The 22,609-nt window shown below is 68.9% G+C and carries 25 protein-coding genes; 13 read left to right on the top strand and 12 right to left on the bottom strand.

The features are described 5' to 3' along the window. Positions 1-251: 251 nt before the first annotated feature. From MX571_RS18845 to MX571_RS18830, 4 genes are all read left to right on the top strand, one after another. Complete coding sequence (locus MX571_RS18845; RefSeq protein WP_247419853.1) at positions 252-668, top strand: DUF371 domain-containing protein; 417 nt, start codon at positions 252-254, stop codon at positions 666-668. Positions 669-915: 247 nt separating this feature from the next. Next, positions 916-4,656 carry a PAS domain S-box protein gene (locus tag MX571_RS18840; protein WP_247419850.1) on the top strand — a complete coding sequence of 1,247 codons (3,741 nt, stop codon included), beginning with the start codon at positions 916-918 and terminating at the stop codon, positions 4,654-4,656. Between the two features lie 148 nt (positions 4,657-4,804). Then, positions 4,805-5,011 carry a hypothetical protein gene (locus MX571_RS18835; protein ID WP_247419847.1) on the top strand — a complete coding sequence of 69 codons (207 nt, stop codon included), beginning with the start codon at positions 4,805-4,807 and terminating at the stop codon, positions 5,009-5,011. A gap of 70 nt (positions 5,012-5,081) precedes the next feature. Continuing rightward, on the top strand, positions 5,082-5,246 hold the full coding sequence (locus MX571_RS18830; protein ID WP_247419844.1) for a hypothetical protein: 165 nt from the start codon (positions 5,082-5,084) through the stop codon (positions 5,244-5,246). 47 nt (positions 5,247-5,293) lie between these two features. On the opposite strand, the gene MX571_RS18825 is transcribed toward MX571_RS18830, so the two are convergent. Both MX571_RS18825 and MX571_RS18820 read right to left on the bottom strand, forming a co-directional pair. After that, positions 5,294-5,560 carry a hypothetical protein gene (locus MX571_RS18825; protein ID WP_247419841.1) on the bottom strand — a complete coding sequence of 89 codons (267 nt, stop codon included), beginning with the start codon at positions 5,558-5,560 and terminating at the stop codon, positions 5,294-5,296. A 276-nt stretch (positions 5,561-5,836) separates the two neighbouring features. Then, the gene (locus MX571_RS18820; protein WP_247419838.1) at positions 5,837-6,154 is read right to left on the bottom strand and encodes a HalOD1 output domain-containing protein; all 318 of its coding nucleotides are present in this window, start codon (positions 6,152-6,154) and stop codon (positions 5,837-5,839) included. Positions 6,155-6,374: 220 nt separating this feature from the next. On the opposite strand from MX571_RS18820, the gene MX571_RS18815 reads away from it, so the two are divergent. Further along, complete coding sequence (locus tag MX571_RS18815; protein ID WP_247419835.1) at positions 6,375-7,193, top strand: endonuclease III domain-containing protein; 819 nt, start codon at positions 6,375-6,377, stop codon at positions 7,191-7,193. Here MX571_RS18815 and MX571_RS18810 read toward each other — a convergent pair. The 3 genes from MX571_RS18810 to MX571_RS18800 form a co-directional block, all read right to left on the bottom strand. Then, entirely contained in the window at positions 7,148-7,618 is a 471-nt protein-coding gene (locus MX571_RS18810) for a disulfide bond formation protein B (RefSeq protein ID WP_247419832.1), read from the bottom strand. The two genes, MX571_RS18815 and MX571_RS18810, sit on opposite strands and share 46 nt — an antisense overlap. After that, positions 7,615-8,304, bottom strand: coding sequence for a DsbA family protein (locus tag MX571_RS18805; RefSeq protein ID WP_247419830.1), 690 nt, complete (start codon positions 8,302-8,304; stop codon positions 7,615-7,617). Before MX571_RS18805 ends, MX571_RS18810 begins: the two co-directional genes overlap by 4 nt. A 102-nt stretch (positions 8,305-8,406) precedes the next feature. Continuing rightward, positions 8,407-9,588 carry a 3-dehydroquinate synthase II gene (locus MX571_RS18800; protein ID WP_247419827.1) on the bottom strand — a complete coding sequence of 394 codons (1,182 nt, stop codon included), beginning with the start codon at positions 9,586-9,588 and terminating at the stop codon, positions 8,407-8,409. Between the two features lie 110 nt (positions 9,589-9,698). Here MX571_RS18800 and MX571_RS18795 point away from each other — a divergent pair, with 110 nt between their 5' ends. Together MX571_RS18795 and MX571_RS18790 are read left to right on the top strand one after the other, a co-directional pair. Further along, positions 9,699-10,388, top strand: a complete 690-nt coding sequence (locus MX571_RS18795) for an HAD family hydrolase (RefSeq protein WP_247419814.1) — start codon at positions 9,699-9,701, stop codon at positions 10,386-10,388. A 54-nt stretch (positions 10,389-10,442) separates the two neighbouring features. Further along, positions 10,443-11,591 (top strand): acyl-CoA dehydrogenase family protein, encoded by a 1,149-nt coding sequence (locus tag MX571_RS18790; protein WP_247419811.1) that lies wholly within the window; start codon positions 10,443-10,445, stop codon positions 11,589-11,591. A 217-nt stretch (positions 11,592-11,808) separates the two neighbouring features. Here MX571_RS18790 and MX571_RS18785 read toward each other — a convergent pair whose 3' ends face one another. Together MX571_RS18785 and MX571_RS18780 are read right to left on the bottom strand one after the other, a co-directional pair. Then, entirely contained in the window at positions 11,809-12,594 is a 786-nt protein-coding gene (locus MX571_RS18785; protein ID WP_247419808.1) for an SDR family NAD(P)-dependent oxidoreductase, read from the bottom strand. A 24-nt stretch (positions 12,595-12,618) separates the two neighbouring features. Continuing rightward, positions 12,619-13,161, bottom strand: a complete 543-nt coding sequence (locus MX571_RS18780) for a VOC family protein (RefSeq protein ID WP_247419805.1) — start codon at positions 13,159-13,161, stop codon at positions 12,619-12,621. Positions 13,162-13,315: 154 nt separating this feature from the next. Here MX571_RS18780 and MX571_RS18775 point away from each other — a divergent pair, with 154 nt between their 5' ends. Both MX571_RS18775 and MX571_RS18770 read left to right on the top strand, forming a co-directional pair. Next, positions 13,316-14,458 (top strand): Vms1/Ankzf1 family peptidyl-tRNA hydrolase, encoded by a 1,143-nt coding sequence (locus MX571_RS18775; protein ID WP_247419788.1) that lies wholly within the window; start codon positions 13,316-13,318, stop codon positions 14,456-14,458. Positions 14,459-14,547: 89 nt separating this feature from the next. Beyond that, positions 14,548-15,231, top strand: coding sequence for a helix-turn-helix domain-containing protein (locus MX571_RS18770; RefSeq protein WP_247419786.1), 684 nt, complete (start codon positions 14,548-14,550; stop codon positions 15,229-15,231). A gap of 98 nt (positions 15,232-15,329) precedes the next feature. Here the strand turns inward: MX571_RS18770 and MX571_RS18765 are convergent, their stop codons facing one another. Genes MX571_RS18765 through trpC form a run of 4 tightly spaced genes read right to left on the bottom strand, consistent with a single transcriptional unit; the run spans position 15,330 to position 19,040 of the window. Further along, the gene (locus tag MX571_RS18765) at positions 15,330-16,124 is read right to left on the bottom strand and encodes a 2-amino-3,7-dideoxy-D-threo-hept-6-ulosonate synthase (protein ID WP_247419783.1); all 795 of its coding nucleotides are present in this window, start codon (positions 16,122-16,124) and stop codon (positions 15,330-15,332) included. 28 nt (positions 16,125-16,152) lie between these two features. Continuing rightward, positions 16,153-16,983, bottom strand: a complete 831-nt coding sequence (gene trpA / locus MX571_RS18760; protein WP_247419781.1) for a tryptophan synthase subunit alpha — start codon at positions 16,981-16,983, stop codon at positions 16,153-16,155. Next, positions 16,980-18,227 carry a tryptophan synthase subunit beta gene (gene trpB / locus MX571_RS18755; protein WP_247419778.1) on the bottom strand — a complete coding sequence of 416 codons (1,248 nt, stop codon included), beginning with the start codon at positions 18,225-18,227 and terminating at the stop codon, positions 16,980-16,982. The genes trpA and trpB overlap by 4 nt, the downstream gene beginning before the upstream one ends. A gap of 42 nt (positions 18,228-18,269) precedes the next feature. Further along, a complete protein-coding gene (gene trpC / locus MX571_RS18750; protein ID WP_247419775.1) occupies positions 18,270-19,040 on the bottom strand; it encodes an indole-3-glycerol phosphate synthase in 771 nt (256 codons plus the stop codon). A gap of 107 nt (positions 19,041-19,147) precedes the next feature. On the opposite strand from trpC, the gene MX571_RS18745 reads away from it, so the two are divergent. The 4 genes from MX571_RS18745 to MX571_RS18730 all read left to right on the top strand — a co-directional run bounded on the left by MX571_RS18745 (position 19,148) and on the right by MX571_RS18730 (position 22,187). Then, positions 19,148-19,762 (top strand): lipase family alpha/beta hydrolase, encoded by a 615-nt coding sequence (locus MX571_RS18745; RefSeq protein ID WP_247419773.1) that lies wholly within the window; start codon positions 19,148-19,150, stop codon positions 19,760-19,762. Between the two features lie 70 nt (positions 19,763-19,832). Continuing rightward, positions 19,833-20,294, top strand: a complete 462-nt coding sequence (locus MX571_RS18740) for an MGMT family protein (RefSeq protein ID WP_247419770.1) — start codon at positions 19,833-19,835, stop codon at positions 20,292-20,294. Between the two features lie 137 nt (positions 20,295-20,431). Further along, entirely contained in the window at positions 20,432-21,316 is an 885-nt protein-coding gene (locus tag MX571_RS18735) for a rhomboid family intramembrane serine protease (RefSeq protein ID WP_247419768.1), read from the top strand. Between the two features lie 82 nt (positions 21,317-21,398). Next, positions 21,399-22,187, top strand: coding sequence for an endonuclease V (locus MX571_RS18730; RefSeq protein WP_247419765.1), 789 nt, complete (start codon positions 21,399-21,401; stop codon positions 22,185-22,187). Between the two features lie 93 nt (positions 22,188-22,280). On the opposite strand, the gene MX571_RS18725 is transcribed toward MX571_RS18730, so the two are convergent. Further along, a complete protein-coding gene (locus MX571_RS18725) occupies positions 22,281-22,601 on the bottom strand; it encodes a hypothetical protein (protein ID WP_247419763.1) in 321 nt (106 codons plus the stop codon). Positions 22,602-22,609 lie beyond the last annotated feature (8 nt).

Here is a 22,609-nt window from a genome sequence, read left to right as displayed (position 1 = left end):
TGGTAGGTATCCATACCGGAAGCTCGTACTTAAGCCTTTCTCACTTCAGGGGGGAAGGATGCCCCCGAAACCCCTGCCAACGGCCTCGTCAAGACGTGACACGGTTTCGGATGGCACGCGGAGGGGTATTTAAGCAAGAGTCGGGGTCGTCGTCGTTCCCGTCCGCGTAGCGGAGCGCAGCGTCGAACGATACCGGAGATGCGACGACGACGGAACGACTCGCTCAAGTGCCCCGGGCGGTCAGACGGCGTATGCACGAGGTGACCTTGCGCGCGCGTGGCCACGACCACGTGCGGGCGGCCCACGAGAGCACCTTCGAACTGACCACCGACGACTGGCTGACGCCGGCGGGCGACTGCATCGTCGGCGTCGAGGCCGACGCGACGCCCGCCGACCTCCCGTCGTCGTTCGTCGACGCCTGCCGGGACGAGTCGGCCCACGTCACCGCCCACCTCGTCGCCGGCGGGGTCGAGACGACCGTCGCCGGTCGCGGCGACCCCGACCTCACGTTCGAGGGCGAGCGCTCGATGGTGTTCCGGACCAGCGGGTACGTCGACGAGCGGACCGTGATGGTCGCGGCCGACGCGGCGGCCGCCGACCTCGACCGGGACCTCGTCGCGGAACTCCAGGACGGTGCGGACCTCACGGTGACCCTCCGCGTCGAGTGAGTCGAACCGGTCCCTGCGACCGACGTACCTCCTGTCTCTCGGCGCCCGACCGACTCCCCTCTCGACCTCACGCCGAAGACTGTCAGAGCGTGGCACGTGCAAGTCGACGAATGTGGCCTCACCAGGGTAACCGGGTGATGGCGACGGCGAGCCTCCATCGTGACCCGAATGTACCGTAGATGTGAGGGTGTCTCGACCGAGTTCGAAGGCACATCCGGTTTAGCGCGCGGCGGTGAAGACGGTCGAAATGGGTAGCGACTCGACTGCGGGCTCACAGCGGTTCCTCTACGTCGGGTCGTCCTCGACGCTCTTCGAGGCGCTCGACTCGTATCTGGAGGCGGTGGACGCACGGACGACCCTCCTCCAGGCCGAGACCGCCAGCGAAGCGGCCGAACTGGCCTGTGAGACGCTGCTCGATGGCATCGTCGCCCAGTACGACCTGCCCGACTGCGACGGCATCGACGCGATACTCGAGTGTGTCGACCCGCCAGTGCGAGCCCTGACCGTCCTCGTCTCGGAGACCAGTACCTCGGCGCTGGTCGAGCGAGCGTACGAGGCAGGTATCGACGAGTACGTCCACTACACCGGCGCGGAGAAGCTCCCCGTCCTCGAACATCGCCTCGACCGCCACGTCGACGACGGCGAGGGGTCGGGAGACGACCACCGCTCTTTACAGCACCTCGACGCGCTCGCCGCCACGACGTCGGACGCCATCATCTCCATCGACGAGTCGAGCGTCATCCGCTACGTGAACCCCGCCGTCACCGACGTCTTCGGCTACGAACCGGAGGAACTGGTCGGCGAACCGCTGACCACGCTGATGCCCGACGACCTCTCCGGACGCCACCGGGAGCGATACCAGCAGTATCTGGAGACGGGAGAGCGGACGTTCGAGTGGGACGACGTCCAGATTCCCGGTCGGCACAGAGACGGCCACGAACTCCCCCTGAGCGTCTCGTTCGCGGAGTTCACCGTCGACGGGGAGCGGTACTTCACCGGCATCGTTCGCGACATCCAGGAGCGCAAGCGGTTGCAGGCCGAACGCGACCTCTACCACGAGGCGACCCAGCGAATCCTCCGGTCCGACTCGTTCGAGGAGGGACTCGACACCGCCCTCGACGTCGTCGGGTCGGCGATGGACTGGGAGTACGGCGAGGCCTGGACCCGGTCCGACGACGGACGACTCGAACGGGCCGCCACCGAGTACGTCGCGTCCGGCGAGTCCTCCCGGTTCGAGGAACTGGCGGCCACCACACCGGTCGAGGTGGACGAGGGACTCGTCGGTCGGGTCTGGGCGTCCGGGGAGCCGGAGTGGGTCGCCGACGTCGACGACGGATTCGAGCGCGGGCGGGCCGCCGTCGAGGCCGACCTCCGCGCCGCGCTCGGCGTCCCGGTCGTCTCGGAGGGGACGGTCGTCGCCGTCATGGTGTTCTTCCTCACCGAGCGGCGAGAACCGGACCAGGCGATGCTCGACGCGACGACGACCATCGCCGCGGACCTCGGACGGTTGATGGAACGACTCGAAGCGGAGACCGCCGTGCGCGAGCAGCAGCGTCTCCAGGACCGCATCCTGGAGACCAGCCCCGTCGGCATCGCCATCACGGACAGCGAGGGGAACTTCGAGTACCTCAACGAACGCGCCGCCGAGCTGCTGACGGGCGACCCGTCGGCGGAACAGGCGGTCGCCGCCGACGCCGACGTCGACCTGGTGACGTTCGACGGCAGGTCGGTTCCCGACGAGGACCAGCCGTACCAGCGGGTCGTCGAGGAGGGCGAGTCGGTGTCGGGCGAAGCAGAGGTGACGATTCGGGGCGAGACGCGCTGGCTGGTCGTGAGCGGTGCGCCGCTCCACGACGAGGACGGGACGCTGTCGTCCGGCGTCTTCTCGTTCCGGGACGTCACCGAGCGCAAGGAGCGCGAGCGACGACTCCAGACGACCGACGCGGTGATGGAGACCGTCGGCGACGGCGTCTACGCCCTCGACGAAGCGGGTCGATTCGTCGCCGTCAACCAGGCGTACACCGACCTCGTCGGCTACGACCGGGCGGAGCTACTCGGTCGTCCCGCCGACGAGTTCATCGACACCGGCGTCACCGAGGCTGCAGGCGACCTGGCGGCCGAGATTCTGGCGGGCGACCGGAACGATGCGACGCTGGAGACCGTCGTCACGACGAAGTCGGGCGAGCAGCGTCCGGTCGAGGTCCGCCTCTCGCTGTTCGACCTCGGCGAGGAGTACGGTCGGGCGGGCGTCGTCCGCGACATCACCGAGCGGAGACGGCGCGAGGAGCGACTCGCCCAGTTGAACGAGGTCGGTCAGGCGCTCGCCGGTGCCGAGACGGACAGCGAGGTCGGTACCATCGTCGTCGAGGGTGCCCAGGAGACGCTCGACCTGCCGCTCGCCACGGTCGAGTTCTACGACGAGGAGATGGGCGAACTCGTCCCCGGACCCCGGACGCCGGAGCTCGAATCGCTCGCCGGGTCGGCGGCACTCTTCGACTCGGAGTGGAACCTCCCGTGGCGAGTGTACGCCGAGAGCGAGGAACGAGTCATCGACGACCTCCGGGAGGAGCCGTCGGTCGAGGCCGACGAGACGGCCCTGCGGAGCGTGATCGTCGCTCCGGTCGGGTCACACGGCGTGTTCATCGCCGGAGCGACCGAGGCCGGGGCGTTCTCCGACGCGGACGTGACGACCGCACGAATCCTGGTCGCCAACGCCGTCGCGGCGCTCGACCGGGTGGACCGCGAGCAGGAACTCCGCGAGAAGTCGACCCGGCTGGCAGAACACAACGAGTCGCTCGAACGCGTCAACCGGCTCAACGGGGTCATCAGGGGGCTGACGCAGAAGCTCACGCAGGCCTCGACCCGCGAGGAGATAGAGACCGCCGTCTGCGAGGAACTCGCCGCGACCGACCCGTACTCGTTCGCGTGGGTCGGCCAGCGACGGGCGGAACACGAGGGAGTGACCCCGACGGCCCAGGCGGGAGACGACTCCGGGTACCTCGACGCGCTCTCGGGCGAGGGTGACTCGCCGTCGGTCGACGAGCAGCTCTCCGGCCGGGTGATTCAGACCGGCGACCGGGCCGTCGAGAACAACCTCCAGGCCGACCCACCGTTCGACCGGTGGCGGCAGGAGGCGCTCAGGCGGAGCTACCGTGCTGCGGTCGCGGTCCCGCTGCAGTACCGGGAGACGACCTACGGGACGCTCAACCTGTACGCCGACGAGTCGGGCGTGTTCGACGAGATGGAGGCCGCCGTCTTCTCCGAACTGGGGACGATGATCGGGTACGCCATCAACGCCATCGAGCGCAAGAAGGCGCTGGTGAGCGAGGAGTCCGTCGAACTCACGTTCGGCGTCGACGACTCCTCGATTCCGGCGATCGAGTTCGTCCAGGAGACCGGCGGCTCGTTCGAGTTCGAGTCCCTGGTCGAGCAGAGCGACGGGTCGTTCCGCGTGTTCTTCACGATCTCCGGGGCCGACCTCGAGACGGTGTACGAGTTCGCCGACCTGAGCGAGGAGATACTCGACGTGACCCTGCTGTCGGAACGACAGTCGGGGATGTACTACGAGGCGTCCGTCACCGACGGGAGCTTCCTGGCTCGACTCGTCTCGTACGGGGCACACCCTACCGCGATGAGCGTCGGCCCGGAGGGCGGGCGACTCACCGTCGAACTGCCACAGAGCGGGGAGGTGCGCTCGTTCGTTCGCATGTTCCTCGACACCTACGACGGCAGTGAGTTGATCGCTCGTGTCCATCGCGACCGGCCGGTCCAGACGCTGGCGGAGTTCGAGGCGAACTACCGCGACCGCCTGACCGAGCGGCAGACCGAGGTGCTCCAGACGGCCTACTTCAGCGGGTTCTTCGAGTGGCCGCGAGACACCTCCGGGGCGGAACTCGCGTCGCTGCTCGACGTCTCACAGCCGACCGTCAGCCGGCACATCCGGACGGGAGAGCGCAAACTGTTCTCGCTGCTGTTCGACGAGGGCTGAGCGGTCGACACCGGCGAGAGTGGCCGGCCCCCGACACGACCGGTCGTGGCGACGGAGCCGACCGACGCTAGATAGTTATCCTGGGGGTCGCCGTCGGGGATATTGAGCTATCGAGTCCGTTCATGGGGGCTTGTCCTGTACCCGACGTATGGACGACGAGACTGAACTGGAAGAGGACGTGGCACTGACACCACAGCGACACCGGAGCGACGATGCCGACGCTCGACGCTCCACGCTCGACCAGTACCTGTTCGTCCAGTACGACCTCGGTGACGGCCCCGTCGTGGTCATCCGTCACCGGGAGAACGGGGACGCTCGCATCGAGTCCGACACGACGGTCGACGTCCGTCGGTGACCGCGGTGGTAGCCCTCCGCGTGCGACTGTCCGACCCCGCTGACCCCGACGACTCCGCCGTCTCCCAGCCATGACGAACGTCTACGTCATCGACTGTAGCGAGTGTCGGTACGAGCGCCGTATCGAGGGTGCCGAGTCGGCGCTCCGAACCGCCGACGCGCACCAGGCCGAGGCCGGGCCGCACCACACCGTCGACGTGGTGCTAGAAGAGCGACGTCCCTCCGACGCGAGCTAGGGTGAACCGGTTCGGTCGACTGTCGTCCCGCGAGCGGCGGTCTGGGGTCAGTCGTCGGTCTCGGCCCGGTCCGTCTCATCGTCCTTGCGCGCGGTCGGCTGGGGGGAGGGTGCGTTCTCGTCGACGTCCGACGTGGCGATGTCGGGCGCGTCGCCGTCCATCTCTTCGAGATACTGCTTCGACCAGACCTCGACGGTGTGGTCCTCGTTCTGGTGGGTCTTGTGGCGCTCGAACCAGTCGAGCGCGGTGTTCAGGTCCTCGACGCGTCGGTGGAAGTCGCAGTCGTGACAGCCGACGAGGAACGGACTGTTCACGCGGTCCCGACCTCCGGGGACCCACCGGACGAGACGGTGACCACGCCGGGCGTCCGAGACCGCTGCCTTCGGTTGGTCGTGGGCTCGGGTGTGCGCTCCGCTGTGAGCGGGTTCGTCCTCGTCTCCTCGACTAGTCGTGGCTGGTGTTCGATACGACCGTGTCGTGACGACTCGACGTTCCTGGTGGGGTCGATGGTCTCCGGGATGGTTCGCTCGTTCGACCTCGGGTGGAGTGCCGAGTCGTGTGGCTCTGTCCGTTCCATAGCTGTCCGCTGTTCAGTCGGACGCCTGCCCCGTCGGTCGGGGTTCGGCGTCTGTCGTGGTTGTGGTCACGGTGACCGTTCCGTCGGACTGGACTCGAACCTCGTCGTCCCCCACCCAGAACGTCACCTGATCGAACAGTCGGTCGCTGGCGGGCGACGACTGGTCGAACAGCGTGGCGATGGCGTCGAGGTCGACGTAGTCGTAGAGCGGGGGGAGGTGCAGTGGCTCGACTCCACGGCTGTCTGCGAGTTCGTCGACGATCGTTACCACGAGTGAGTCGACGGTGACCGCCTCCCCCGGTGCCCCCGTACGACTGGTCGAGTCCGACATCAACGGTGCTAGGGAACTTCTACCCATAGTCCATTGCCGTAACCGTATACGGGGTCGCGACACCCCTGGGGCTAACTATCTAGCATCCCTCCTCTCCCCCGGTAGACCAGTCACGTTCGCCCTTCGTGCACCCCGCCGAACCCCCGCGACGTGAACCGCGTCTGCGGCAATCCGGTTCGGTGAGGCGACCGGTTTTCGGTTCGGAACGCGAAGCGACGGTATGGACGACGAACCCGCCGAGAACATCAGCGGCGGCGACGCGGGCGGGGGCACGTTCGACGAGTTCACGCCGGGAGACGGTACCTCCCGTGCCGAAGCCGTCGTCGACCGACTCGGCGATGCCTACTGGCAGAAGACGTACGGTGGGCAGGACGCCTTCGAGTGTCTCGTCCGGACCATCCTCTCGCAGAACACCTCGGACAAGGCCTCCCAGCCGGCACACGACGACCTGATGACGCGGTACGGCGACGGTGGGCCTGCACACAGAGACGACGACCTCGCCGTCTCGCTGGCGAACGCCGACCGGGACGACCTCGCCGAGACCATCTCCTCGGCGGGCCTCTACAACCAGAAGTCGGAGACCATCGTGCGCATCGCCGGGCGGGTCGTCGAGGAGTACGGGAGCGCGAGCGCGTTCGACGCGTTCGTCCGCGAGGACCCGTACGACGAGGTCCGGGACGCGCTCCTCGACATGAAGGGCGTCGGACCGAAGACGGCCGACTGCGTCCTCCTGTTCGCGGGCGGCACCGGTGGGGTGTTCCCCGTCGACACTCACGTCCACCGTATCTACCGCCGGATGGGTATCGCGCCCGCCGACGCCGACCACGAGCAGGTCCGGCAGGTGCTCGAAGCCGCGGTTCCGGCCGAGAAGTGCGGCTTCGGGCACACCGCGAGCATTCAGTTCGGCCGCGAGTACTGCTCGGCGCGGAAACCGGCGTGTCTCGACGACCCCGAGGCGTGCCCGATGGCGGACCTCTGCGACCAGGTCGGCGTCTACCCGGAGACGGGCGAGGTGGTCGACCCGGCGGACGCGGAGTAGCGCACCGCGCCGACGAGCGCCCCGAGAATCAGGACGAACGCTAGGAGCGAGAGGTTCGGAATCGAGAGGCCGAGCACGGGCACCTGCCACTGGATGGCAGTACAGCCGCCACCGAACCCACAGACGTCGCTCCCCGTCCGCTGGATGACGGAGTGGTACGCGGCGATGGTGGTACCGACGAGCGCCAGCGGCAGGACGGTGCGGTAGACGCCGGGGCGGTCCTCGTAGGCGGCCACGCCGAGGACGACGACGAGCGGGTACATCAGGATGCGCTGGTACCAGCAGAGGTCACACGGGATGTAGCCGTAGCCGAGGCTGAACGTGAGGCTCCCGATAGTGGCGACGATGGCGACGAGCGTGCCGAAGGCGAGCCACTGTTTGGGGGAGCGTCGACCGGCGATGCCACCACTCGCCCCGGTGCTCATTGCGAGGCGAACTGCTCGAGCGCGTTCCGGGTCGACTCGGGGAGCGCCTCCGACTCCATCGCCCGGACGCGCTGGCCGTCGACGATGAGCCCCGGCGTCCCCTGGAGCCCGAACTGACGTGCGGCGTTCTGCGAATCACTGAACAGGCTGCCGAACTGTTCGTTCTCGATCTGTGAGCGAACCGCGTCGACGTCGCTGACGCCCACCTTCTCGGCGGCCGTCGTCAGCCAGTCGGTCGTCGCCCACTCCTGGGAGTGCGGTCCCGCCTGGTTCGCCATCACGTACTCGTGGAACGTCCAGTACGTGGCAGGGTCGACGTTCCAGACTCCGAGTCCGGCGCGCGCGGCACGGACGTCGTCGTTCTGGAAGATGTTCCACGCTCTGAACCGGAGGTCCAGGTCGCCCGGTTCGACGAACTCGGAGACGATGGTGGGGAGCACGTTCGTCGAGAACGTCGCACAGTGGGGGCACTTCCAGTCGCCGAAGTAGACCACGGTCGGGTTGTCGCCGCTCCCCATCGTCGCGTAGTCGTAGTCGCCGGGGGAGTTCGGTACCGGCGCGTTCGTGACGGCGGTGTCCGGCACGTCGTCCGGGAGGTCGGCGCTACCACTGCTGAGACACCCGGTCAGTCCGGTCGCCGCGACCGCACCGCCAGCGAGGAGGAACCGCCGTCGTGTGGAGGTCATTGGGTCTACTATCGGATTGACGAGAATCAATGTTGTGATGTGCGAGAACGTCGCACGCGGACGCCGACGGTCGTGAAACCGGCAGCCGGCTACTCGCCCTGCTCAGCGCTCGATGATGGATTCCTCGACGCTCTCGCCGAAGTGACGGCCGCCCGTCTCGTAGTAGACCAGCACCTCGTCGCCCTCCTGCAGGTCGGTGATGGCCGTGCGCCCGTCGCGGGTGGCGACCTTGATGGTCTCGGCGTTCTGGAGCAGCGTCTCGACCGTGTCGGTACCCCCACCCACGTCGACCTCGGCCTCCACGCGGAACATCGGGCGGCGCTCTATCTTCGACCGACCGACGATGGCCTCGCGCGTACTGCCGTCCGTCGAGACGACCTGCACCTCGTCGCCCGACTTCAGTTCCGCGAGGTACTTCGTCGACCCGTCGGCAGCGCGGGCGTAGGCGTGGACGGCCCCCGCGTTCACCCGGAACGGCCGGGACTCGACGTACGGCGACTCGGCCGTCTCGGCGTGGACGAAGAAGAGGCCGCGACTCATCGACCCCACGAGCATCCCCTCGTCGTGCTCGAACAGGCTCCCCGTGTCGACGCAGACGCGGTCGGCGCTGCCGACCTCCTCGATGGCGGTGACGGTCGCCCACGAGAGGTCGAGGTCCTCGCGTTCGCCCTCGTCACGCAGGTCGACGGTCTTGCGTATCTCGTCGGTGTCGTCGGTGTCGAGCAGGACCGCGTCCGCGCCGTGTTCGAGCGTCTCGAACGCCGTCTTCGCCTCCTCGGAGTTCGTGACGCCCGCGACGAGGCTCGTCTCGCTCCCGATGCGCGCGATGAGGTTCTCCAGCGGGATGATCTTCCAGTCCTCGCCGACGACGACGGTGTAGTCCGCGGCCTTCGCGGCCTCCTCGGCGAACGCCTCGTACTTCTTCCCCTGGATGCGGACGAACGCGCCGTCGGCCTGCCCGCGGCGCAGCGTCGTCAGGTCGGCCGACCCCGAGAGGTCGCCCGGCAGGTCGACGGTGCCGTCGCCCTCCGCGCCCTTGCCGACGACCACCGCGTCCGGTTCGGCCCCGCCGTCGGCGCGTTCGGACTCGGCTTCCATCACGTGAACGTCGTCGCCCGCGAACGCCGCGACGTTCACCTGCCCCAGTTCCCGTACCTTCTCGACGTCCGCGCGGTCGACGAGCACCCAGTCGACGCCCGCTTCGAGCCCCGCCGTGATGCGGCGTCGCCGCGCGTCCCAGTCACCGACTTCGTCGTCCGCCTTGAGCCAGACCGCACGTGTCATGGACGCACGCTGTTCGGGGGGCGTAATGAACGTGCTGGATGGTGCCGTCACGACGCCAGCGACGACGCCCCGCACAACCCTTTTGCCCACCTCCCCGCTACCTGTCGCAAGTGACCATCTCCGCCGACTCGCTCTCGACGGTCCTCTTCGACCTCGACGACACGCTCTGCGAGTACCGCCTGTCGCCCGCCGAGCGACTCGACGCCGCGTTCGACCACGCCGATGTCGACCCGTACTGCTCCCCCGCCGACCTCGACGCCGTCGTCGGTGGCCTCCCGACGGTCGACACCGACGTCGAGTTCTACACCGAACTGTTCGCCGCGGCCGCCGACCACGTCGACGCGGACCCGGCCGTCGCGCCGGACCTCGCGCGGTCCTACGCCACCGCGCTCGACCACGGCGACGTGCAGTTCAGACCCGGCGCACGCGACGCCGTCGAGGGCCTCCTCGCCCACGACGGCTACGACGTCGGCCTCGTCACGAACGGCAGTCGAGCGACCCAGACCCGGAAGCTCTCGACGCTCGGGCTCCAGGGCGCGTTCGACGCCCACGTGTACGCCACGCCCGAACACGGGCTCAAGCCCGACCCGTACCCGTTCGAGCGCGCGCTCTCGACGCTCGACGCGACGGTCGACCGGACGCTGTACGTCGGGAACTCCCTGCGCGCGGACGTGACCGGCGCACGCAACCTCGGGATGCGGACCGCGTGGTACCCCACCGACCGCGCTCGCGTCCCCGACCCCGACCCGACGCCCGACCACACGCTCGACTCGCTTTCGGACCTGACGGCGCTGCTCTGAACCGCCTCCGCTGCCGCTGCAGTTTTCCTCCTCCGTCCTGTGGTACGACCACCCATGCCCTTCCGACTCACCGCCGACCAGCGCGAGTTGCGCGACGAACTCCGCGAGTTCGCCACCGAGGAGATAGCGCCCGTCGCGTCGACGCTCGACCACGCGGGAACGTACCCCGGCGGCGTCCTCGGTGCACTCGCCGACCGCGGCGTCACCGGCCTCACCGTCGACGAACAGTACGGCGGCCGCGGCGAGGGGTTCGTCGAACTCGCCGTCGTCGTCGAGGAGCTGTCGGCCGCGATGATGTCGGTCGGCGCGGCCCTCTCGCTCCACCTCGGCGTCGCCGAGACCATCGAGCGGTTCGGGAGCGAGGCCCTCCGCGAGGAGTTCCTGCCCGCGATGGCCGACTTCGAGACGGTCGGCGCGCTCGGCGTCACGGAGGCGAACGCGGGCAGCGACAAGGCCGCGATGGAGACGCGCGCGGAACGTGCCAGCGGGGACGCGGACGGAGACGAGTGGCACCTCACCGGCCACAAGCAGTGGGTCACCAACGTCGCCGAGGCGGACGTGGTGCTCCTCTACGCCAAGACCGGTCCCGAGAGCGAGGCCCCCGAGAACGTCAGCGCGTTCCTCGTCCCGACCGACGCCCTCGATATCGACCACGAGTGGGACGCCATCGGCGGCGACAGCGTCCCGACCGCCCGCGTCGAGTTCGAGTACCTCGCCGTCCCCGACGACCGGATGGTCGGCGAGGAGGGACGGGCGCTCGTCCAGCGTGGCGACCTCCGCGGCGGCGTCAACCTCCCCGCTCGCGCGGTCGGCATCGCCCGCGCCGCCCTCGACGACGCCGTCGCCTACGCGACCGAACGCGAGCAGTTCGGGCAGGCCATCGGCGAGTTCCAGGGAGTCGAGTGGCGACTCGCGAAGATGGCCGAACGCGTCGAGACGGCCCGACTGCTCACCCTCCGCGCGGCCGACGAGGCCGACCGAGGTGCCGAGACGGCGAGTGCGAAGACGAGCATGGCGAAGGTCCACGCCACCGAAGCAGCAGTCGAGAACGCCTCCGACGCGATGGACGTCCACGGCGGCGTCGGCTTCACCAGCGAGTACCCCGTCGAGCGCTACTTCCGGGACGCCAAACTGCTCACCGTCGCCGGTGGCCCGAACGACGTCCACCGCAACACGGTCGCCAGGTCCCTCCGCTCCGACTGAGGGGACCGCTTCTGGCGTACTCGTGGCCTCCACTCACCACGGGTGGGACTGAAAGGAGCCGGGTTCTCGTCGACGGCTGACGACGTAAGCACGCGAGGGAGCGACAGCGACCGAGCGCGCGCAGCGAGACACCCGAGTCGAGAACCCGGGGGCTTTCGAGGCGGTCGCTGTCGCTGGACTCTCACGATCAACCCCAAACACGAACCCTGCTGCTCGTTCAGAACGTGCTCCACCCGCCGTCGACGTACAGCACCTCACCAGTCACGTAGCTCGCTTCCTCGCTCGCCAGGTAGCAGAACGCGGGTGCGAGGTCCTCCGGGAAGCCCGCCCGCTCCATCGGCACGGGCTTGATGAACCCGTCGTCGCCCGCTCGGTCCTGCGTGCGCTCGGTGCCGCCCTCGGAGAACTCGGTCGCTATCTGGCCCGGCGCGACGGCGTTGACGCGGATGTCCGGCGCGAGTTCGAGCGCCGCGCCGCGGGTGATCATCGCCACGGCGGCCTTCGTCGCGTCGTACTGGACCTGTCCGTGCTGGGCGAACCGGGAGGAGATGGACGCGGTGTTGAGGATGACGCCGCCTTCGTCGCGCGCTTGCATATCGCGGGCGGCGGCCTGCGTCCCGTAGAACGTCCCCTTCACGTTCACGTCGACGATGCGGTCGAGGTCGTCGGGGTCCAGGTCGACCAGCGACTCGCCGACGAACAGGGCCGCGTTGTTCACCATCACGTCGAGGCCGCCCTTCTCGCGGGCGGCCTCGACCACCGCTGCGACGTCGTCCGGGTCGGCGATGTCGCACTCGACGTAGTCTGCCTCGCCGCCGCCTTCGCGAATCACACGGTGGGTCGGCACGCTCGCGTGGGGGTCCTTCGGCATCTCGCGCACGTCGGCGACGACGACCGTCGCGCCTGCCCGCCCGAACGCGAGTGCCGTGGCCCGACCGATGCCCGAACTGCCGCCCGTCACGATGACCGTCTCCCCGGAGTAGTCGAACGAGAGCGAACCCATGCCGGGGGAGACGACGGGGTGTGACTAATCGCTATCCGTTGGGGAGTCGCTGTCCGCTGGAGTCTTCGCATCGCCGTCCACCGTCCCCTCCTCCAGCCACGGGAGGTCTTCGGGGTCGGCGGTCTGCTGGGAGAAGACGAGGACGTAGCCGTCGGGGTCCTCGACGCTCACCTCGCGGGTGTTCCACGGGGTCTCCGTCGGCCCCTCGGCCTCGAATCCGGCCTCGCGGACACGCTCGGCGACGTCGTCGACCGACCCGTCCTCGACGGTGAGATATATCTCGACGCCCGCGCCGGCCACCTCGGGCGGGTCGTCGCCATCGGCAGTCGCCTCTGACTCGGTTGCCGTCCCCGATTCGGCGACTGCGCCCGGTTCGGCCGCCATCCCCGACTGCACGAGCATCACGTCGGCGTACTTGCGGTACCGGACGTGACTCGTGCCGCCGCCGGGCATCGCGAACAGTTCGTCGAACCCGAGCACGTCGGTGTAGAAGTCGGCCGACGCCGCCACGTCCTCGACGGTGAGTCGGGGGAACAGCGGCATCGGGTAGATGTCGTGGGAAGTCACGTGAGGAGGTTCCCGGCTCCCGAGATAGCGATTGCGGAGGTGTGGTGGGCTCTCGCACGCGTCTCGGGGGCAGACCGGCTCGAATCGCCTCCCACAAAGACCCGTGGCACACGCAGGGCGCGCCGACAACCCCTGCCCGCGAGCAGTCCGGGCCATGACGACAGAGGACACTCCGCTGCACGACCGCATCCGGGCGGTCGAGAGCGTCTCGGTAGACGAGGACCGTCTGCTCACCGTGGCCGTCCCCGCCGACGAGTCCGTCGGGACGTACCACGAGCGCATCGAGGAGGCCGACGCCGAGGTCTCGTACATCGACACGAACGACGTGTCGAAACACGAACGCGACGCCCTCGAACGCGTCCGGCGGACGCTCGCCGAGTACGACGAGACCCCCGAGAACGGACTCGTCACCTACGCCGGCGTCGTCGACGCCGACCTGACCGACTGGACGTTCGACGAGCTGCCCGACCCCGTCCGCGAGTCGCGGACCGCGTGGGGCAACGAGTTCGACACCGAACCGCTCGACGCCCTCGCCACGCCGTCGCAGTCGGTCGGCCTGCTCGTCGTCGAGCGGGGCGGCGCGGCGTTCGGCCGACTCGACGACGGGCGCGTCGAGGTTGTCGAGACAATCGACCGCGACGGACGCGGCACGTCCCGCCAGAGCGGCGAGTCGACCGAGCGGTTCGAACGCGACGAGGACCCGAACCTGGAGGCGTTCTTCGACGAGGTCGGCGAGACGGCCGGTCGGCTGTTCGTCGACCCGTCGGCGCACGAACGGGCGACCGAAGACGCGGCCGCGCCCGACCCGAACGACGAGGACCGTGCGGGGGTCGACGGCCTGCTCGTCGGCGGCACCACGGGCACCGTCGAGCGGTTCGTCGAGGGCGAGTTCCTCCCGACGCACCTCGCCGACCGGCTGCTCGACGACGCCTTCGCCGTCGAGTACGCCAACGAGCGCGGCCTCGAACGCCTCGCCGACCTCGGCGAGGAGCGCGTCGGCGACGTCGAGCGTCGCGGTCCACGCGACGCCCTCGACCGCCTGTTCGAGGCGGCGAAGACGGACGACGAGGAGGTCGTCCACGGCCACGAGGCCGTCGACGAGGCGCTCACCTACGACGCCGTCGAGACGCTGCTCCTCTCGGAGTCACTCGAGACGGAGACCTACCGCACGCTCGAAGAGCGGGCGACCGAGCAGGGCGGCGAGGTGCTCACCGTCCCGACCGACATCGAGGGCGGCGAGCAGTTCGTCGAGGGGTTCGACGGCCGCGGGGCGTTCCTGCGGTTCCCGGTCGAGTGAGTTCGCCCCCTGTCAGCGTCGGGGCGTCGTGAGTCTCCGACCGACCGAACAGGGCCACGCTTATTCCGGTTGAATAGAGACATGAGGGCATGAGTACGGTCATCCTCGGTTCACTCCCGGCCGAGAACTTCGCCCTCGGTCAGACGCTTCGGACGGTGGACGATATCGACATCGAGTGCGAGCGACTCGTGGAGACCGGCTCCGAGTCGGTCGCCCCGTTGCTGTGGGTCCGCGGGTCCGACCACGACGCCATCGAGGCGGCGCTACACGACGACCCGACGACCGAGTCCGTCGAACTGCTCAGTTCGTTCGACGGCGAGTGGCTCTACCGGATGGAGTGGATCGACCGGGTCGACGTCGTGTTGCAGATGCTGACGAACTCCGAGGCGACGGTGATGGAGGCGTGGACCGACAACGGCCGGTGGTACCTCCGCGTCCTCTACCCGAACCGCGACAAACTGTCGAAGACCGTCGAGTTCTGCGAGGAACGCGGCATCGAGTTCGACGTCGAACGAATCCGGGAGATGGAGGGCGAACCGAGCGGTCGCTACGGGCTGACCGACGAGCAGTTCTCCGCGCTCACGGCGGCCTGCGAGGCCGGATACTTCGCCATCCCGCGCGAGGCCGACCTCGACGAACTCGCCGAGGAACTCGGTATCTCCCACCAGGCGCTCTCCGAACGCCTTCGCCGCGGCCAGGAGGCGCTCGTCACGGAGACGTTGCTCGTCGGTCAGGGGAAGATAGTCCACGGCGGCGCGTCGTCGAGCGACTGAGGTGCGTCGTCAGGAACGGGTTCGTCGGGAAGCGGGTTGAGATACGTTCCGGTCGCGAACACGCCGACGAGCGAGAGTGACGACGGTCCGACCCGGAGTCAGACCCGCGCGGAGAGACCTGCGCGTTCCAGCGCGTCCGCCGCGCCAACGTCCTCGTGGACGACGGCGCTGACGGCGCGCGTGATGGCTTCGGGGTCCTCGTGCTGGAACACGCTGCGACCCATCGAGACCCCCGCCGCGCCCGCGTCCATCGCGCCGCGGACCGCGTCCAGCGTCGCCTCGTCGCCGGACGGCGACCCGCCGGCGATGACGACGGGCAGGCGCGTCGACTCGACGACGTGCTCGAAGCTCTCGGCGTCGCCCGAGTACGCCGTCTTGATGACGTGTGCGCCGAGTTCCTCGCCGAGACGGACGGCGTGGCCCAGCGACTCGGCGTCGTGTTCGTCGACGTCGCGGCCGCGGGCGTAGGTCATCGCCAGCACGGGGATACCGTACCGTTCGGCGGTCTCGGTGACCTGCGCGAGGTTCTCTATCTGGTCGGGTTCGTGGTGGCTACCGACGTTGACGTGGAGCGAGACGGCGTCGGCCCCGACCCGGATGGCCTCCTCGACGGTGCCCGTCATCCGCTTGTCGTTGCTGTCCGGGCCGATGGAGGTGGAGGCGTTGAGGTGGACGATGTAGCCCGCGCCGTTCAGGTTCGGGTGGGCCCGCGGCGCGATGCCCTTCTGCGTGAGCACGGCGTCCGCACCCCCTCGCGTCACCGCGTCGATGGTCGATTCGATGTCCTTCAGTCCCTGTACCGCTCCCAGTGTGATCCCGTGGTCCATCGGGATGACGACGTAGCGACCGTCCCGCCCGATGCGGTCGAGTCGCGCCTGTGTTCCGGCGTTCATGTAGTGTGTGACTCTGTGGCAGGTTCGTTCAAGTTCGTTCCGATTGCACTCGCTCCGCCCCGGCGAGCGCCCCCTCCTTCAGTTCGCGCGACAGCGTCTCCAGTCGGTCCGCGACGACGGCCGCGTCGTCGCCGTTCTCGTGGCCCGTTCCGACGATATCGACCAGCGCGCTCCCGACGATGATGCCGTCGGCACCGGCCGCGATTACCTCGCGGGCCTGCTCGCCCGAGGAGATGCCGAACCCGACCGCCTTCGGGAGGTCCCAGCGGTCGAGGCGGTCGAGGCTCGCGCCCGTCTCGTCGCTCACGTCCGCGCGAGCGCCGGTGACGCCGAGGCGAGCCTGCACGTAGACGTACCCGGAGGTGCGCTCCATGATGCGTTCGAGGCGCTCGCCGCGGGTCGTCGGAGCGACGATGAACACGAGGTCCAGTCCGAACTCGTCGCACGCCTCGCGGAGCGGTCCGGCCTCCTCGGCCGGCAGGTCGGGGACGACGAACCCCTCCAGTCCGACCTCGGCGGCGCGTTCGACGAACGGCCGCGGTCCGTCGCCGTCGCCGAACTGGTAGACGAGGTTGTAGTAGGTCATGCAGACGAGCGGCACGTCCACGTCGAGGTCGGCCACGGTGTCGAAAAACAGCGTCGGCGTCATCCCGCCCTCCAGCGACCGCACCACGGCGGACTGGATGGTCGGGCCTTCCGCGACCGGTTCGGAAAACGGCAGGCCGAGTTCGATGATATCCGCGCCGCCGCGTTCGAGCGCCTCGACGTACTCGACGCTCGATTCGAGGTCCGGGTCGCCCAGCGCGAGATACGGGACGAAGGCGGGTCCGTCCGCGAACGCCTCGTCGAGTCTGCTCATCGCAGTCCTCCGCTGAACACGTCCATGTCGGGCGCGTTCGGGATATCTCGATTTTCGGTCTCCTCGATGACGGATTCGAGGTCCTTGTCGCCGCGCCCGGAGACGCAGACGACGACGCTGTCGCCCAGTTGCTCGGGCGTCGCGTCCTCCAGCCACGCGACGGCGTGTGCGGTCTCGAGCGCCGGGATGATGCCCTCGGTCTGTGAGAGGCGGTGGAACCCTTCGAGCGCGGCGTCGTCGTCCACCGTGACGGGCGTGACTCGTCCCTCGTCGACGAGGTGGGCGAGTTCCGGCCCGACGCCGGCGTAGTCGAGTCCCGAGGAGATGCTGTGTGACTCCACTATCTGCCCGTCGCGGTCCTGCAGGAGCCTCGTCCGCGCGCCGTGGAGGACGCCCTCGGACCCCGTCGAGAGCGACGCGGAGTTGGGGGCGACGCCCGTCTCCTCGTCCACGTCGAGGGAACTGCCGCCCGCCTCGACGGCGTAGAGGTCGACCGACTCGTCGTCCGTGAACTCGCTGAACGCGCCCATCGTGTTCGACCCGCCGCCCGCGCAGGCGACGACGCTGTCGGGCAGGCCACCGACCTGCTCGTCGAACTGGCGGTGCGCCTCCTCCGAGATGACGGACTGGAACTCCCGGACCATCGTCGGGAACGGGTGGGGACCCACGACGGACCCGATGACGTAGTGGGTCGTCTCGACGGTGGTCGCCCAGTCGCGCATCGCCTCGCTGATGGCCTCCTTGAGGGTCCCGCGGCCGGTCGTCACCGGCGTCACCGTCGTGCCGTTCAATCGCATCCGGAACACGTTGGGTCGCTGGCGGTTGATGTCGCGTTCGCCCATGTACACCTCGCAGGGCATATCGAGGTGGGCGGCGGCCATCGCCGTCGCGGTGCCGTGCTGGCCCGCGCCCGTCTCCGCGACGATGCGCTCTTTCCCCATGTACTTCGCCAGCAGCACCTGCCCGAGCGCGTTGTTGAGTTTGTGCGCGCCGCCGTGGACCAGGTCCTCGCGCTTCAGGTAGACGTCGGTGTCGTAGCGCTCGCTCAGGCGGTCGGCGTGCTGGAGCGGGGTCGGGCGGCCGCCGAAGTCCCGCAGTCGCTCGCGGAACTCGTCGACGAACCCGTCCTCGTTCCCCAGGACGTAGCGCTCGAACGCGTCGTCCAGTTCCTCGATGGCCGGCATCAGTGCCTCGGGGACGTACTGTCCGCCGTAATCGCCGAAGGTGCTGGCTCGTTCGCTCATTGGTCTGTCATCGGTGTGTTCGTGGTTCGGTCGTCGGTGTACTCATCGGTCTGTCATCGGTGTCGTCAGTCGTCGCGTGTTCTCGGTCACAGTTCCGGAACCGCGCATGATGGCCGTGCCGACGAGCAGCGCGTCCGCACCCGCTCGCCGCATCCGGGCGACGTCGGCGGGCATCGCGATTCCGCTCTCGGCGACCAGGGTCACGTCGTCCGGAACGTCGGGGGCGACGGCCTCGAACGTTTCGAGGTTGACCACGAGGTTCGCCAGGTCGCGGTTGTTGACGCCGACGACGTCCGCGCCCGCGTCGAGCGCCTGCCGGAGTTCCGTCCGGTCGTGGACCTCGACGAGCGCCTGGAACCCGCGCTCGCGGGCCGCCGTCAGCATCCCCTCCAGGTCGTCGAGGAACCGCGCGATGAGCAACACCACGTCCGCCTCGACGGCGTCGAGGTGCTGTTCCTCCAGCAGGAAGTCCTTGCGTAACACGGGCACGTCGACGGCCTCGCGGACGCGCCGCAACGTCTCGCAACTCCCCCCGAAGTGCTCCGGTTCGGTCAGTACCGACAGCGCCGCCGCGCCGCCCGCGACCATCTCCTCGGCCAGTTCGACCGGGTCCCGGTCGTCCGTGCCGTCCGTCGTCGGACTCGTCGGCTTCACCTCGGCGACGACGGGTACGCGGCCGTCCGCCTCGGCGCGCGCGACGGCCGCCGGGAAGTCGCGCGGCGTCACGGCGACCCTCTCCCCCGGTCCCTGCCGCTGGCGGGCCGCCTCCAGGATTGAGGCGACGGCGGGGGCCAGCTCCTCTCTACTGTTCATCGTTGTACTATGATGGACTAGTCTGTACGTAAGGCTTGCGGGTCGTGGGCCGACAGCGGGCGGGGGCCGGGGGGTCACCTTTACGTCTTCGGGCCGTAGCGAGGGTGATGGAAGGAGGACGCGGCGACGAACCGATTCTGCTCGTCCACGGCTACGGCGACACCGGGGCGATGCCTTGGTGGCGGACGCTCGAACGACGATTCGCCGACCGGGGCTACCCGAACGACGCCGTGGAGACGCTCTCGCTCGGCGTCCCCGGCCTCACGCTCGACTCGCCGCGACGCTACGCCAGCCGAATCGGTGACCGGGTCGAAGCACTGCGCGACCGGTACGACTCGCGGGTCGACGTCGTCGCGCACTCGATGGGTGGGCTCGGCGCACGGTGGTACGTCGAACGCGGCGGCGGCGCGGCGTTCGTCGACGACCTCGTGACGCTCGGGACGCCCCACCAGGGAACGACGCTCGCGTACACGCAGCCGACGCCCGGCGGTCGGGCGATGACGCCCGACAGCGAGTTCCTGGAGACCCTCAACGACCGCCGACCGCCCCGGAGCGTCACCTACACCGCCGTCGGGAGCGACGGCGACCGACTCGTGACGGCCGACCGCGCCGTCCTGCCGTTCGACGGGCGGAACGTCACGAACGTCCGCATCCGGGGACCGGGTCACATGGAACTCGTCTCCGACGCCGCCGTCTTCTCCGAGTACGCGAACGCGCTGTAGTCGGCGTCGAACTCGATAGCCGACCGAGCGGTATGCTAACTTTCATACTCCGGTTCGTCGTTATCCGCGTATGGACGACGTGGCGGGCATCTACGCCAGGAACTCGGAGTATCTCGACCGCTACGTGCAGGTCGGTCTCGCCAGCGGGAAGGTCATCTCGCTGTCGTTCCCGCACGAACCGGACGAGGACGCGGAGACGGACCTCCCACTACTCGACCGTATCGAGGGGTACGTCGAGGGCGAACGGGAGTCGTTCGAGGACGTGGAACTCGGACTCACCGTCCCCACCGACCAGCGAGAGGTGTTGCTGGCGGTCCGGGAGATACCGTACGGCCAGCAGGTCACCGTCGAACGCCTCGCCCGGACGGTGCCCGGACTCGACGGCGACGACGAGGCCGACCAGGACACGATTCGGGCCGCACTCGCCGAGAACCCCATCCCCCTCCTCGTGCCGGACCACCGGGTCCGAGACGGGTCGAGCGGTGCCCCACCGGACGTGGTCCAGCACCTCCGGACCATCGAGGACCTCTGAGTCAGCCGAGACTGTCGAGAAATGATGATATCCTCCGAGGCGTGACTCGATACCGCTATATTCGGTAGCGAGAACGGTTCTGACGGCATCCGTCTCGGACCCAAACCCCTTTGCCGTCGGCTACCTACCGTCCGGTAATGGCACTGTGTGACGAGTGTGGGCGGCAGGAGAACATGCCGTACAACTGTCGGCACTGCGGCAACACGTTCTGCTCCGAACACCGTCTCCCGGAGGCCCACGACTGTCCGGGCCTCCAGAACTGGGGGGACCCGAGCGGCGTCTTCGACGGCGGTCCCAGCGCTGGCGCGAACGAGCAGAGCAGGGCGTCGAAGGTCTCCTCGCGGCTCTCGGCGACGAACGGCCCGCTGAGCTACTTCCGGGGGAACGTCTCGTACCTGTTCCTCGCGCTGATGCTCGTGACGTTCGTCGCCCAGCAGGTGACGCTGCTCGTCGCCGGTGGGCAGCTCCACGACACGCTGTTCGTCCTGAAGTCCAGTGCTCCACTGCAGGTCTGGACGTGGGTCACCTCCGTCTTCGCGCACAGCCCTGTCGGCTTCACCCACATCCTGTTCAACGGCATCGCGCTGTACTTCTTCGGGCCGGTCGTCGAACGACAGATCGGTTCGAAGGCGTTCGCCGTCCTCTTCCTCGTCAGCGGCGCGCTCGCTGGTCTCGGTCAAATCGGTATCAGCCTCGCACTCGGCGACCCAATCTCCGGCGTCCTCGGTGCGAGCGGTGCCATCATGGCGATTCTTGGCGTTCTCACCGTGTTGAATCCCGGTATGAAGGTGTTGCTCTACTTCGTTATCCCCGTCCCTATCTGGGTGCTCACCTTCGGCTACGCAGCGCTATCGACATTCGGCATCATCGCACCGGGCGGTGGGAACGTCGCCCACGCGGCCCACCTCTCGGGCCTCGTCATCGGCCTCGCGTACGGTGAGTACGTCAAGCGCAAGGGCGTTCGCGCCCCCGGTCAGGTCCAGTTCGGTGGTGGCGGCCGCGGCGGCCGCCGTCGGTTCTGACTCGGCCGGTCCTCCCGTCGCCCCTCCTGTCCTTTCCGCTGCGCCCATCGGTTTGAAACCCGTCTCGTTCCTACTTCCCGGTGTGAACGTCGTCCACCCCGAGTTCCGCCCGGACCCCGAGTCGAGTCGCGACGAGATGGAGGCCATCCAGCGGGACATCGCCGCGACCGCACGGTTCGGGGACGACCACGGATTCGACGTCGCGGCCGTCGGCGCTCCCTCGCTCGACGCGTTCGACGGATCGGACGACTCCACGGCGTCGGCGGGACCGCTCGTCGCGGGCGTCGACCAGGCGTTCCTCGACGAGCGGGTGGTGAGCGCCATCGTGGTCCTGCGCGGCGACGAGGTGGTCGAGCGGACGTACGCCGTCTCGCCGCTGACGTTCCCGTACATCCCCGGCCTGCTCTCGTTCCGCGAGGGCGGCCCCATCCTCGACGCGTTCGAGACGCTCGACGCGACGCCGGACGTGGTCCTGTTCGACGGGTCCGGTCGCATCCACTTCCGGCAGGCCGGACTGGCGACGCACATGGGCGTGGCGCTCGACGTGCCGGCGCTCGGCGTCGCGAAGAGCCTGCTCTGTGGCGAACCGGTCGCCGACACGGACCGCCTCGACGCGGGCGAGAGCGTCGCCATCAGGGCGAACGACCGGATGGACGCGCCGCCGGGGACCGTCGTCGGGCACGCCGTCCAGACCCGGCAGTTCGACTCCTACCGCATCAATCCGGTGTACGTCTCGCCCGGCCACCGCGTGAGCGCGGCGACCGCTCGCGACGTGGTGCTGGCCTGTCGCGGCGGGTACAAACTCCCCGAACCGACGCGACGGGCCGACGCATACGCGGACGAGGTGAAAGCGGAGGTCAGCGGTAGCTGAGAACGAGAACGCTGAGGACAGAGCGAAGCAGTTCCCACGTGTGGGCGACGAGTGCCGCGCCGCCGACCGCCGTCGCGTCCGGCGACGTAGCCGTCAGCGTCGACGACGCCTGACGTACACCGGGACGGCGCGTTCGTGGAGGGTCCGTATCGTCTCGGCCGCCTCCCGGCGGTCGCTGGCGATGTCGGGGGACATCCGCGGCGTGACGTAGGTGAACGCGTCGGTGAGCGTCTGGAGCAGTTCGTCGCTCGCCCGGTCCTCGGCCACGTCGGGGACGAGGCCGTGGTCCGACTCGTCGAGTGCGGCTTCGACGACGCTCTTGTCGATGGTGACGCCGGTTCCGTCCGGATGGGGCTGGACGACGGCGCAGTCCGGGAGCGGTCGGTCGACGTTCGAAGGGTCGTGTGGGGTCATCGTGGTCC

It is taken from the genome of Halomarina salina, from assembly GCF_023074835.1.
Taxonomy (GTDB): Archaea; Halobacteriota; Halobacteria; order Halobacteriales; family Haloarculaceae; genus Halomarina; species Halomarina salina.
This window is presented reverse-complemented; position numbering and strand designations above follow the sequence as displayed.